We start from the raw sequence: 12,019 nt of genomic DNA, 5'->3' as shown, positions 1-12,019 counted from the left end.
TGAAGTCGAGGCTGGCGGTCAACGCCCTGCACAACGCGGTCACTCGACGCGGTGACGTGGCCGGCTGCGTGCTGCACACCGACCGCGGGTCGCAAGGTGGATTCAACCGGTCGTCGCAACACCGACTCGTTGCAGCGATTGTAGGTGTTCGTCGAGGGCTTCGGCTGGGGTCTTCCAGCCGAGTGTCTTGCGGGGTCTGCTGTTGAGGGCGTGAGCGACGGCGTTGATCTCCTCGGCGCTCCACCGCGACAGGTCGGTACCCTTCGGGAAGTATTGCCGCAGCAGGCCGTTGGTGTTCTCGTTACTGCCGCGCTGCCATGGGCTGTGCGGATCGGCGAAGAACACCGGCACGCCGGTCGCGATCGTGAACCGGGCGTGCGCGGATAGTTCCTTGCCTCGATCCCAGGTCAGCGAACGGCGTAGCTGCTCAGGCAATGTTGTGATCGTCGCGGCCAGGGCCCGACTCATCGTGATCGCTCCGTATCCCGCCAGCGCGGGTCCGTTCTTCGTCCGCGGGATCACACCCCAGCCGTCCTCGCGGGGCAGATGGATCAGCATCGTGAACCGGGTCGTGCGCTCGGCCAGGGTGCCGATCGCGGAGCGCTGCAACCCGATGATCAGGTCCCCTTCCCAATGTCCTGGGACAGCGCGATCTTCAACCTCGGCGGGCCGTTCACTGATCAGCGTGTTGCTGGTGACGTGCGCCCACGCGCGTTGCTTCGCGCGTGCCCGGGGAACGCGAAGCGCCCGCCCGGTCCGCAAGCAAGCAACGAGTTCACGCTTGAGGCCGCCGCGGCTCTGAACGTAGAGCGCCTGATAGATCGCCTCATGACTGATGCGCATAGACCCATCCTCCGGGAACTCCGCGCGCAGCCTCCGTGAGATCTGCTCCGGGCTCCACCCAGTGATCCATGCCCGATCACCGCGGTGCGGCTTGTTGCGGCCCTTGAACTGCGGGCCCTGCGGGCCCGCCACCAGATGGCCGTTCGCCGTCCGGATCTCGCCCGCGAGCCGCTCCTGGACATACTCGCGCAGCCGATCGTTGGTCAGTAGCTTCGCGCTTTTCGGCCGCCGAGCTCGGCGCTCGGCATGCCATTGCGCCGTCGAAGCCTTGTAATCCGCCAAATATGTGCGGGTCGAGGCGTTGCGCCGCAACTCCCGCGAGACCGTCGACGGATCCCGGCCGAGCTGGCGCGCGATTTCACGAACCCCCATGCCCTGCGCCCGGGCCAAGGCGATGTCCTCGCGCTCGCTGAACGACAGATACCGGCCCGACATAGTCGCCGGCAACGCTGGATTCACGCCGCCAGCGTGCCGGAACCACCGGAACCCGACCGGCCCCGACACGCCCGCCGCCGCAGCCGCGTCCTCGGTCATCACACCAGACCTGATCGCCGCCCAGAACCTAGCCCGATCCTCACGCCACGCCACCGTCGGCCGCCCCGGCGACGGCATCTGACCCCGATACGCCCGCACCCGCTTCTGCCTCGGTCCCGCCACCGCCACACCCCTCTAACAAGGCGTTGCGACGACCGGTTGAATCCACCCAATTTCGCAGCCGAAAGTTCGTCCGCGCGCTCCACCAGCACCACGTGATCGGATCGATGGGCAGAGTCGGCGCAGCCGGCGACAACGCCGCCATGGAATCGTTCTTCGGCCTGCTGCAGAACAACGTCCTCGACCGCCGCAACTGGCCGAATCAGCAGCAGCTGAGGACCGCGATCCCAAGCCTCAAAGCCTGCGGGGCACACGGACGACATGTGCCAGCTATCGCATTTGCGGGAAACTCGTGAGCTTGAGGATGGCGCCGCCGGAGCAAAGGAGGACGCGGACATGCCGCTCGCGGATGCCCCGTTGCGTGACGAGCACCCCTGGCCAATTCATCTTGTGCGCACGCACAAGTCCGTTCGGCGGACAACGAGTTGTGCCACTCGGCACGGACGTCATCTCCATGAGGGAGGGGATGGAAGAACTCCACCCGGTTCGGCCAGCAGGCGATGTCCTGAGCTGCGGCCGATGAGCCACGCAAAGAGGTCCGCTTGGGCTCCCCGTATGACTACCGTGGCATTATTGCCCACCTGGTAGCCGGTTCCTGTATCTGTAGCATGGAGCGTCACTGGAGCCACCTCGTCGGTGTCGCTCATTTCGTCGACGGTGCGTTGAAGCTCCTCTGCCACAAACCAGTGTGGCCATGCCTGGTGACCGTAGCCGGCGTTGAGGTCGGCGTGGTGGATTTCCAATTCCTGTAGGCGAGTGGACACGACTTCGCGCACGGGCCGTTCGCGTGCTCCCAGCCAGCACCCGAGTTCATCCCAACGATCGTTGGGGTGTTGAGCGATCGCTTCCGTGAGGAGTTCGGCCGAGGTTCGAAGGTCGGCCAGGATCGTCGACCGTGGTCGTTGCGCCCCCTCGTTGATCTCTCGTTCACGCGTCTCTTCGTCTGGGTACTGCTCAATCGTCGCGTCAATCCGTGCGCTGAGCAGCAGTCGTCGCCGTGAGTCGGCGCCTCGGGCGAGGTGGGTGAGGACGTGGGCGCGACTCCAGCCTGGCAGGAGGGACGGCTGGCGGAGCTCCTCCTCCTCAAGTTCTTCGGCAGTGGCCATCAGTCGGTCGGTCGAGGCCTTGACAACATCGAGGAGCTCCATGGGATGCGCTTGCATCGATAGTGCCGTCATGCCGGCAGCCTTACCCGCCGTAGCATGCATCATTCATCGACCGTCATCCAACCGGCGGTGTGACGTGGGCGTCCACTACAGAGCGTAAGTTCGCTGTCTATCGACTCAGCGCCGTTACCAGCCTGGATCGACGTTAAGTAACATCCCCGCGCGATCGCACAAAGTTATAAGTTTGGATGTTTGGCGCAGCGGTACAGAGATCCAGTCCTAAAAGTACGGGGGATAGGTGCCGCGGCCGGCCAAGCAGGACAGCTGATGGCGTGCGCATGCTAGTCGTACGGCTGCGACCTGACTCCTCCGCCTGACTCGGAAGGAGTCGCAATGGGTCGATCACCCCTGAGCATCCTGTCCCTCATGGACTTCAACGGGGATCCGCTGCCGGAGCACCTGCTCTCCAGCACCTTCCAAGACCTGATGGAGACGCATGGCTACGTCTACATGTGCAACGTCCCGGACACCTTCGACCCCGTTGGATTCTGTCGCTCGCTCGGCAGGTTCATCCCCAACTACACCGGTGCAGTCGTGGGTGACGTACGCCCTGAGCCCGGCATGGACGACGTCTACCATGCCGGTAACACGCGCCCGCTGCTGCCGCACACCGAAGGCTACGACTTTCACATCGTCCCCCCGCGCTACATCGCTCTGTGGTGCGTCACACCATGCGAGGGTGACGGTGGCGAGACGACGCTGATGGACGGGCTCGCGTTCACGGACACGCTCACCAACACCGAGCGCGACCACCTCCGGCAACACGTCTATCAGTGGAAGACCACCGACGGGATCCGTCGACTCGGACTCGACCTGCACACCGAGCATCCAGTCCTGGAAGATCACGCAGACGGACGTATCGTGCGGTTCTCCTGCAACAACATTGTCCGAGACGACGACGATCTGGTTGCCGACATCCAGACGCGGGTCCGCGAGTATTTCGAACCTCAGCACATCTCGGTGCGGTACGAACGCAACGACATGCTGGTCTGGGACAACTGGCGAATGCTGCACTCGCGCACGGCCTTCAACGACCGCAACCGGCACTTGCGTCGTATTCAAATCGCGCAGCCCACGCAAGCCCCGACCGGCGCCATGGCGGACGGTCGCGCCCTGACCGCCGTCGGATCTTGACCTGACACCGCGATCGAAGGGAAATCAATGCATCGCACCATGCTCAAATCCAAGATTCACCGCGCAACAGTCACTCAAGCCGACCTGCACTATGTCGGCTCCCTGACGCTGTGCCGAGACCTCATGCGAGCTGCTGATCTCCTTGCAGGCGAGCGCGTCGACGTCGTCGACATCAACAACGGCAACAGGCTGTCGACCTATGTGATCGAAGGTCCCCCCGATAGCGGAATCGTGGGCATCAACGGCGCAGCTGCACGCTTGATCTCCCCCGGCGACCTCGTGATCATCATCGCCTACGGCACCTACACCGACGTCGAGATCCAGACCCTGCAACCTCGGGTTGTTTTCGTCGGCCAGGACAACCGCATCCTCGATACCGGAACCGATCCGGCCGAGCCCGTACCGAACAGCAACCTTCTTCGCGGCGACGTGGTCGCTGCGCGCTGACGCGATCAGGGGCGGGCCCCTCCACGGCGACACGGGTGGGCCCCCCGGGACCCACCCATTAGAGCCGTCCACACCGCGCATACCGCCGCACCTTCGCTTTCACCGCAACGTAACCGGTTTTTTGGGAGAGCATCCATGACGTCCGTGATGGCCCGAACCAGCACGCTGCAGAATGCCCTGGCTCACTACTACCCGCAAATCCAGGCCGCACTCGCCACGATAGACACCGACACGGCTGGCTTCGATCCCGGATCAGGCCTGCCTGACCTCGATGACCGCATGAAGCGTTTCCTGGACGCATCAATCATCAGCGTGGCTGATCTGGGAACCTACGGCGCCAGTCGGCTGCGTCTCCTTGACTTGATGGGCAACCACCGCACTCGTACCACGAAGACTTTCGCCTCACTGATCATCGTCGCGCGCGCGGTCCGATACATTCAGGACACCGGTGAGCGCATCCTGATCCTCACACCTTCCTCGGGAAACAAGGCAACCGCCCTGCGCGACGCGGTTCTGCGTGCCATCGAATGCGAACTGATCACCGCCGATCAGCTGCAGATCGTCACCGTCGTACCCCAGGGGTCGCGGCACAAGCTGTGGACCTCGAAGCTCGACTTGACCCCTCACTGGGCAGCGGCGAACCCGGTAGCTCTGTATGACGGCCGACATGCCGCAGACGTCAAGCCGTTGGCGCAGGCTGTGGTTGACGAGCACTCTGAGGCTCTCGCACGCCGCAGCGTCCGTCTGTGGTACAGCCTCGCTTTGCCGAACTACCAGGTTGCGGACGCTGCGCGGGCGTTGTTCGAGGCGGATCACTTCCCCGCCGAACCGGGTAGGGATCGCCTGCACGTGCACTCCGTGTCCAGTGCATTTGGACTTCTCGGTCACCATTTCGGTCGCAGCCTGCTCAACGGGCCCGGACCGGCGCCGGGATACTTCCTCGTTCAACACCTAGGAACCCCGGACATGGTGCTTCACCTGCGGCACGGACGCATCGACGAAGCGGACCGCCCGCACTACCGCTACGACGCAGGCACAGGGCTCTACCACCAGGACAGCGAACTCACCTTCCCCTCCACGACATTTCACCCGGACGAAGAACTCGACAGCACGTTCTACACCCGCCAACCGGTCACGGCAGCACAGATGAGCGCGATCATCGCTGACCAAGGCGGCGGTGGGATCGTGGTCTCGCTGCACGAATGTCTCCAGCGATACGCCGAGGTACGCAGCATGCTTGCGGGGGAGGTAAACGTGCCGGCAGATCCTCGTGAACTGCGAGAATGGTCGCTCGTCATGGCCATGACCGGCGTGCTCAACGCCATAGACCGGGGCCTGCTGCGACACCCGGATGTGGTCGTTCACGGCTCGGGCAGCTACGCCACCAACGACTTCAAGCCCCTGCCGAGCGGGCGGCTCACTCCGGTCAACTGCCCGGGAGACCTCGCCGCCGTGGTCACCGGCGCCGTGGAGGCGGCACGGTGACAGCACCCGTGCAGCGCTTGCGCTACGCCTGGCAGAACAGCAGTCATCCACTCGTGACCGCTGGCCACCGTCTCGTCGACCGCGATGGCCGTCCGTTCTGGCCGACCGTGCGCACCACGTTTCCACAACAGCAGCTGTCGCTGCGCTACGCCGGGGTAGCGGAGGGCTTCGCCAACATCGTGCCACTGCTAGAACAGCTGGGCGAGCCGGTTCTCGGTCCCGCGCACCGTGGCCCCCGACACTCGGTACGCCGTCGCGTTCTGCATCACCCGCCGCCGGCAGACGCCGACATCCTGGCGGTCGGCTGCCGCAAGTCGCTGGCACATCGGCTGCCGGGCGCAAACGCCTTGGTGCTGCCCTTCCGAATTCACCTCGTCGTCGACGTCGACGACGAATTGGAGAAGCTGCGACTACGTATCTCTAAGAGGGAACGCTGGGAATTCAACCGCAACAGGCGCCGCTCCGGATGGACCGTCCGCGTCGGCAGCCGGCCCGACGACTTCTGGTTCTTCTACCGGCGCATGCACCAACCGACCATGGACGCCCGACACGGCGAGCGCGCTCGCACGGAGCGACCGGACGTCGCGTTCCATGGGGTCTTTCGTCAGGGATTCCTGTTCTTCGTTGAGCAGGGCGGGCATCCCGTCGCAGGTGCCCTCTGCCGGCTGGACGCTACAACCTCCACCCTGACAACCCGTTTGCTAGGCGTGCTCGATGGCGCCGCCGAGCACTACGCCAGCGGCGCGTTCAAGGCCGTCTACCACTTCCTTTTGGAATGGTGCAGCGAACACCAAGTAGAGCATCTCGACTTCCATGGCACCGAGGCATTCCTGGCCAAGGGAATCTTTCAGTGGAAACGCAAATTCCATCCGCGCATCACCCTGGCGCCCAACCACCACGCGGATAAGCGACTGTGGCTGCGCGCCACGCGGGACACGCCGGCCGTGCGCGACTTTCTCGTCGCCAACCCCGTGCTCGAAATAGCGAGCGGCACCCAGTTGCGCGCGGTGTGGTTCTACGACGACACGCGCCCGGCACGCTCCGCGATCAGCTGCGGACTTCCAGGCGTCACCGAGGAATGCCATCGCCACCTCGACGAGCTCCTCGGCGGACTTCCTGGCCCGGCACCCCAGCAGTCGTCCTCGCAGCACCGACCAAGCAGCGGTGCAACGTCAGTGTCGCTGGCCTCCGCCGCGGAAGGGAATCACGATGCTCACCTCTGACTGGTTCGGGACCGCGCACTACGGTCGTGCACCTGAGCTCAGCACAGCGGCCCTGCGCGAGATGTTGTGGACCGGCCTTGAAGACACCGGCATGCTGCCGTCGCAGACTCTGCCCGCCGGACCGTTCGTCATCCCCGCTCGCTCCTACGGGGAGATCTTCCGAGCCGCCCGGCTGCTGCTCGACCTCGTTCGACGTACCATGCTCAGTCTCGCCGATGACACAACCGGACGCATCGCCGCCTTGGGCGCCGACATGGCCGACTATCCCTTGCTCTACACCGACGAGCTCATCGAGGAAGAATTCGCCGCCAGCATCGCCCGACCAGACGTCATCATCGGGGAAGACGGGCCGAAGATCCTCGAGTTCAATCCCAGCGGCGCCGTCTCCGGGGTGATCGAAACTCACCTGCTCCTGCGCACCTGGCGTGCGGCCTACCAACGAACGGGGACCTTCCCGTTCCAGGCACTCGACCCTCTCGTGGCCCGCGCCGACCTTTTCGCCGACACCTGCACTGAGCGAGGTCTCCCACCACGACTGGCGTGGATCGGCAGCCGCCGCGACCTGCCCCTGGCCAACACCGACCGCTTCTTCGACGTAGAACTGGAATACCTGCACAGTCGCGGATTCACCGCACGGCATTTCGAACCGGAGGAAGTCAGCGACGGTCTACTGGACGGTCCAGGCGGCGCCTACCCTCTAGGACTACGGCAATTCACCATTTCTGAGTGGCGTGACCACGGCATCGACCTCGCTCCGATCCGTCAGATCCTCGACGCTGGCTGCCTGCTACTGCCCACCCAAAGCGCCGGATTGCTCGACCACAAGAAGGTCCTGGCCCTGCTGTCCACCGGCCCGGCATGGATGAGCACCGCTGAGCGCGCAATCGTGGCGCGCTACCTGCCATGGACGCGCATCCTGGCAGACGAACCCGCCGACTGGCACGGCAGCCGCAGCGGCCTTCTGGATCTCGTCGAACGCCACCAGGACCGATTCGTTGTCAAACGCGGCGAAGGCATGAAGGGTCTGCAGGTAGTAATTGGCCGCGAGACGGACCCATCGACGTGGCGCAGCACCGTGCAAGACGCCCTCAAACGCCAGGACAGCGTCGTGCAGGAGTACGTCGCGCCAGCCTCGTGCCACCTCGAGATTTCCATGAGCGACCACGACACCGAGGTGGCCTCCGTAGCGCCGGTGCTGAGCCCCTTCCTCTTCGGCGGCCGCCCCGCAGGCCTGTGGGCCCGGTTCTTTGCACCCGGCCGCCACGCGGGCGTGGTCAGCCGCGACGGCTACGGGGCCATGGAGAACGTCGTGGTGGCCGAGTCATGAAGGTGACCGGCGCATCCATCGTTGTCGTCGGCACCGGCACCTTCGCCACGGCAGTATGCCGGGCGCTCGCCCGCAGCCTCACACGCGACACCACAGTGCACGTGCTCGGCCGTACGAGCACGGCCGTCTCCGCAACATGCGCCCTAGGTTCAGCACACGCACGCCTCGCCGGCGCTCCGGTGAAGTTCCGGCCCGTTGTCACGGCTCTGCACCTGACCACCGATCTGCGTCCTCTGCTGGCCCAGCTCTCGCCAGACGTGGTGGTGGTATGCGCATCTCTGCAGCCGCCCGCAGAAAGCAGACAAACCACCACCCAATGGAGTGCCCTGCTACGGCAAGCGGGTTTCGGTGTCACCGTGCCCCTGCAGGCTGCGCTGGTTGAACGGATCGCCGCCGACTACGCCGACGTTAACGACAGCCCCATCCTGCTCAACGCCTGCTTCCCCGACGCGGTCAACCCGTTGCTGAGCGCGCGAGGCCTGCCCGTCCTGTGCGGTATCGGCAACGTCGCCGCCCTAGCCCTCGGTATCCAAGACCGACTCGAGATCGACGACCCGCACCGGGTACAACTGCTCGCGCACCACGCCCATCTGCACCGGCCGGACGACCCATCGATGGAGGCACGGGCCTGGGTCGACGGGCAACCGCTCGACGACGTTGCAGACCTGCTCACCATGATGCGCACCTGCCCGCGCGATGTCGTCAATGAAGTGAGCGCGTGGGCTGCCGGCCCGCTGATCACCGCAGTGATCAATGACGAACCCTACGTCGGGCACCTTCCTGGGCCGCTCGGGCTACCCGGCGGCTACCCCGTCCTGGTCACCGGGCGATCCGTGACGCTGCGGCTACCACCGGGCACGTCGCCGCAGGCGGCGGTCGACTGGAACCAGCGTGCGGCCACCCTCGATGGCGTACAGATCGCCTCGGACGGGTGCCTGACCTTCACTCCTGCGGCGCTCGCCGCGCTGCACCAGTTCTGGCCCCAGGCGCCGGGCACGGTAGCGGTCGACGCGGTGGCGCAGCTGCGCGCCGACCTGCTGAATCTGCGAGCCGCACTGCGCCGTCGCACCGCAGACGGCCACCCGGAATCCCTTACGCGCGTCGACAACCAACACCTGCCGTCCCACAGCAAGGAGCTTGCATGCTGACTCAGGATCGACTCGCACAGCAGGGCGCGGTGCTTCCACGCTGGGTCACAACCTATTACGAGCAACCGCTCGACCTCGTCCACGGCGAGGGCCGCCATGTCACTGACCGCGAGGGTCGCCGCTATCTGGACTTCTTCGCCGGCATCCTGACGACCTCGGTGGGCTACAACATCCCCGAGATCAAGGATGCGGTGCAAGAGCAGCTCGCCACCGGCATTGTGCACACCTCCACCCTGTACTTCATCGACGCGCAAGTCCGCTTGGCGGAACGAGTCATCGGGCTCACCGCCATCGACGACGCCGTGGCGTTCTTCTGCAACTCCGGATCTGAGGCCAACGAGACTGCCTTGCTGGCTGCCGTGTGTCGCAGCCACAGCCCGCACGTTGTAACGCTCGCCGACAGCTACCACGGACGGACTTTCGGTACCTGCGCCGTATCGCAACTAACGGGGTGGCAGCCGAGCCCCTTCACTCCGCTGCTGGTCACCGCAGCCAGCAACGGCCGCGACGGGCGATCGGTAAGGGAATGCCTCGCCGACCTCGAACGGCGATTGGACGCCCAAGACCATCCACCGGCCGCCCTGCTGGTCGAACCCATCCAAGGCCTCGGCGGCTTCTGGCGGCCGCCGCCCGAACTGCTGCGCGGTTATCAAGCCATCACCGCCGACCGCGGCGCCATCCTGATCTGCGACGAGGTGCAAACCGGATGGGGTCGCACCGGCACTCACTTCTGGGGCTACCAGGCACACGAGCTGCAACCTGACCTGATCACTTTCGCCAAAGGTGCGGCCAACGGCTTCGCCATCGGCGGCGTCGTCGGACGCCGCGAGGTACTGGACAGCCTGCCCGCCAAGTCCATCTCCACCTTCGGAGGAAATCCGCTTGCCACCACCGCCGCGCTGAGCACCATCGACTACCTGCTGAACCATGATTTACAGAGCAACGCCGAATCCATCGGCCGAATCTTGCACCAAGGGCTACGCCGGCTGCGTACGGATCAACGGCGTATCGCCGATGTCCGAGCAAACGGCCTCATGATCGGCGTCGACCTTACGGCGGCCGACGGTGTGACGCCGGACCCGTTCGCAGCGCGGCATGTGCTTGAGGCGTGCCGCAGCCGCGGCCTGCTCGTCGGCCTCGGTGGCGCAGCCGGTGCCACGCTGCGCATCGCTCCGCCCCTCACTGTCACGCGCGAAGAGGCCCAGGAAGCACTGAGGATCCTCTGCGACGCCATGGCGATTCTGCCGTGACAGGCCAGCCGGTTTCCGACATCACCGAGGCACCGGCCGTCGCCGGTCGCCGCCCGTGGTGGCGGCGAGCGCTAGGGCGACTCTACGGACCGATGCCGGTCGGACCCGTCCGCAAGATCCTTGCTATCGCCCTTGTGAGCTGTATCGGCACGGGTCTGTGGCTCGGCTCGTTCGTCCTGTTCCTCACTCGCTCCGTCGACCTGGCCCCGCAACAGGTAGGGTTTGGCGCACTCATTGCTGGCGTAGTAGGCATCGTCGCCGCCACCCCGGCCGGCATGCTCGCCGACCGGTTCGGATACCGGCGGGTGCTATTTGTGCTCTACCTCTGCGGCGGACTCGCCACTGTGCTGTACGTGGTCGTACATCACTTCTGGCCGTACGTGCTCGCCGCCTGCTTGCTCGCCCTGGCAACGGAAAGCAGCATGGGGGTGCGCACTGCCCTGACGACGGTGGTCACCGACGACGAGCGGCAAATGTCCGTCCTGGCGCAGTCGCGGGTGATGGCCCAGATCGGCCTTGCCATCGGCGCGGCCGGAGCCGCCGTCGTCATCCAGCTCGACACTCGCGCGGCCTACGTAACAATGTTGACTGCCACGGCACTGTCGTTTCTGATCTGCGCCGCGCTGGTCACCCGGCTGCCGGCCAGCCCGCTACCGACCCCTGAGCGGCGACGCCCCGGCTCAGTGCTGGCCGACCGTCCGTACCTGCTGGTCACCGCTTTGATTGCCGTCCTGACCCTGAACTGGGGCATGCTCTCCACGGGAATCCCGTTGTGGGTGGTACACCATACCGAGGCGCCCCGCTGGGCGTCCGCAGCCATCGTCGTACTGAACGCCCTGGCCATTGCCGTACTGCAGGTCCGGTTTTCCCGACCGGCGGAAAGCACCCGCGGCTCCATGCGCGCCGCCCGGCACGCTGGTCTTCTGCTGGCCCTGGCCTGCCTGACCCTAGCCTCTACTGCGGGCGGCCGTGGAGTCGGCGTGATCACTCTCCTGCTGCTCGCCGCCTGCATACACGTGCTCGGCGAGTTGCTGTACGTGGCGGCTAGCTGGGGGTTGTCGATCACCTTGATGCCGGCTGAAGCCCGCGGCGAATACCAGGGAATGAACGCCGCCGGGCTGGCTCTGGCGCAGGCGTTCGCGCCGCTGGTCATGACCACACTCATCGTGGATAGAGGTAGAACCGGCTGGCTGGTGCTCGCCATCGTCTTCGCCACCGCCGGTATGGCATTGACGCCGGCCGCCAATTGGGCGCTCCGGACTCGGCCGACAAGTCCGGCCGCCACAGGTTAACGGAGCTCTCCTACGCCCTCAAGGCATGACGGCCAATTCACGAACTCCAA

At 65.4% G+C, this 12,019-nt stretch carries 10 protein-coding genes and 1 pseudogene; 9 read left to right on the top strand and 2 right to left on the bottom strand.

The window, feature by feature from the left end; genetic code table 11:
- Positions 1-102: 102 nt before the first annotated feature.
- Positions 103-1,455 carry an IS30 family transposase gene (locus tag AB0368_RS33945; protein WP_366158110.1) on the bottom strand — a complete coding sequence of 451 codons (1,353 nt, stop codon included), beginning with the start codon at positions 1,453-1,455 and terminating at the stop codon, positions 103-105.
- 89 nt (positions 1,456-1,544) lie between these two features.
- Here AB0368_RS33945 and AB0368_RS33940 point away from each other — a divergent pair.
- Positions 1,545-1,724: pseudogene (locus AB0368_RS33940) on the top strand (IS3 family transposase); the annotation flags it as partial.
- 219 nt (positions 1,725-1,943) lie between these two features.
- Here AB0368_RS33940 and AB0368_RS33935 read toward each other — a convergent pair.
- Positions 1,944-2,675: a maleylpyruvate isomerase family mycothiol-dependent enzyme gene (locus AB0368_RS33935; RefSeq protein WP_366158109.1), complete on the bottom strand. Its 732-nt coding sequence runs from the start codon at positions 2,673-2,675 to the stop codon at positions 1,944-1,946.
- 354 nt (positions 2,676-3,029) lie between these two features.
- Here AB0368_RS33935 and AB0368_RS33930 point away from each other — a divergent pair, with 354 nt between their 5' ends.
- The 8 genes from AB0368_RS33930 to AB0368_RS33895 all read left to right on the top strand — a co-directional run bounded on the left by AB0368_RS33930 (position 3,030) and on the right by AB0368_RS33895 (position 11,969).
- Complete coding sequence (locus AB0368_RS33930) at positions 3,030-3,797, top strand: TauD/TfdA family dioxygenase (protein WP_366158108.1); 768 nt, start codon at positions 3,030-3,032, stop codon at positions 3,795-3,797.
- Between the two features lie 27 nt (positions 3,798-3,824).
- Positions 3,825-4,244, top strand: coding sequence for an aspartate 1-decarboxylase (panD, locus tag AB0368_RS33925; RefSeq protein WP_366158107.1), 420 nt, complete (start codon positions 3,825-3,827; stop codon positions 4,242-4,244).
- Between the two features lie 135 nt (positions 4,245-4,379).
- Positions 4,380-5,729, top strand: a complete 1,350-nt coding sequence (locus AB0368_RS33920) for a DUF6002 family protein (protein WP_366158106.1) — start codon at positions 4,380-4,382, stop codon at positions 5,727-5,729.
- Positions 5,726-6,952, top strand: a complete 1,227-nt coding sequence (locus AB0368_RS33915; protein ID WP_366158105.1) for a hypothetical protein — start codon at positions 5,726-5,728, stop codon at positions 6,950-6,952. Before AB0368_RS33920 ends, AB0368_RS33915 begins: the two co-directional genes overlap by 4 nt.
- Positions 6,939-8,279, top strand: a complete 1,341-nt coding sequence (locus AB0368_RS33910; protein WP_366158104.1) for a hypothetical protein — start codon at positions 6,939-6,941, stop codon at positions 8,277-8,279. The genes AB0368_RS33915 and AB0368_RS33910 overlap by 14 nt, the downstream gene beginning before the upstream one ends.
- Positions 8,276-9,427, top strand: a complete 1,152-nt coding sequence (locus tag AB0368_RS33905; protein ID WP_366158103.1) for a hypothetical protein — start codon at positions 8,276-8,278, stop codon at positions 9,425-9,427. The genes AB0368_RS33910 and AB0368_RS33905 overlap by 4 nt, the downstream gene beginning before the upstream one ends.
- Positions 9,421-10,677, top strand: a complete 1,257-nt coding sequence (locus tag AB0368_RS33900; protein ID WP_366158102.1) for an aminotransferase class III-fold pyridoxal phosphate-dependent enzyme — start codon at positions 9,421-9,423, stop codon at positions 10,675-10,677. The genes AB0368_RS33905 and AB0368_RS33900 overlap by 7 nt, the downstream gene beginning before the upstream one ends.
- A gap of 92 nt (positions 10,678-10,769) precedes the next feature.
- Positions 10,770-11,969, top strand: coding sequence for an MFS transporter (locus AB0368_RS33895; protein ID WP_366158101.1), 1,200 nt, complete (start codon positions 10,770-10,772; stop codon positions 11,967-11,969).
- The last annotated feature ends 50 nt before the right edge of the window (positions 11,970-12,019 follow it).

The sequence above is a fragment of the Actinoplanes sp. NPDC051475 genome (genome assembly GCF_040689425.1).
Classification (GTDB): domain Bacteria; phylum Actinomycetota; class Actinomycetes; order Mycobacteriales; family Micromonosporaceae; genus Actinoplanes.
The sequence above is the reverse complement of the archived record's forward strand: the minus strand, read 5'-3'. Positions and strand labels throughout refer to the sequence as shown.

Coding starts and splice junctions, on each gene's coding strand:
- AB0368_RS33945 (WP_366158110.1), bottom strand. CDS start 1,455: ATGCCGTCGCCGGGGCGGCCGACGGTGGCGTGGCGTGAGGATCGGGCT.
- AB0368_RS33935 (WP_366158109.1), bottom strand. CDS start 2,675: ATGACGGCACTATCGATGCAAGCGCATCCCATGGAGCTCCTCGATGTT.
- AB0368_RS33930 (WP_366158108.1), top strand. CDS start 3,030: ATGGACTTCAACGGGGATCCGCTGCCGGAGCACCTGCTCTCCAGCACC.
- panD (WP_366158107.1), top strand. CDS start 3,825: ATGCATCGCACCATGCTCAAATCCAAGATTCACCGCGCAACAGTCACT.
- AB0368_RS33920 (WP_366158106.1), top strand. CDS start 4,380: ATGACGTCCGTGATGGCCCGAACCAGCACGCTGCAGAATGCCCTGGCT.
- AB0368_RS33910 (WP_366158104.1), top strand. CDS start 6,939: ATGCTCACCTCTGACTGGTTCGGGACCGCGCACTACGGTCGTGCACCT.
- AB0368_RS33905 (WP_366158103.1), top strand. CDS start 8,276: ATGAAGGTGACCGGCGCATCCATCGTTGTCGTCGGCACCGGCACCTTC.
- AB0368_RS33900 (WP_366158102.1), top strand. CDS start 9,421: ATGCTGACTCAGGATCGACTCGCACAGCAGGGCGCGGTGCTTCCACGC.
- AB0368_RS33895 (WP_366158101.1), top strand. CDS start 10,770: ATGCCGGTCGGACCCGTCCGCAAGATCCTTGCTATCGCCCTTGTGAGC.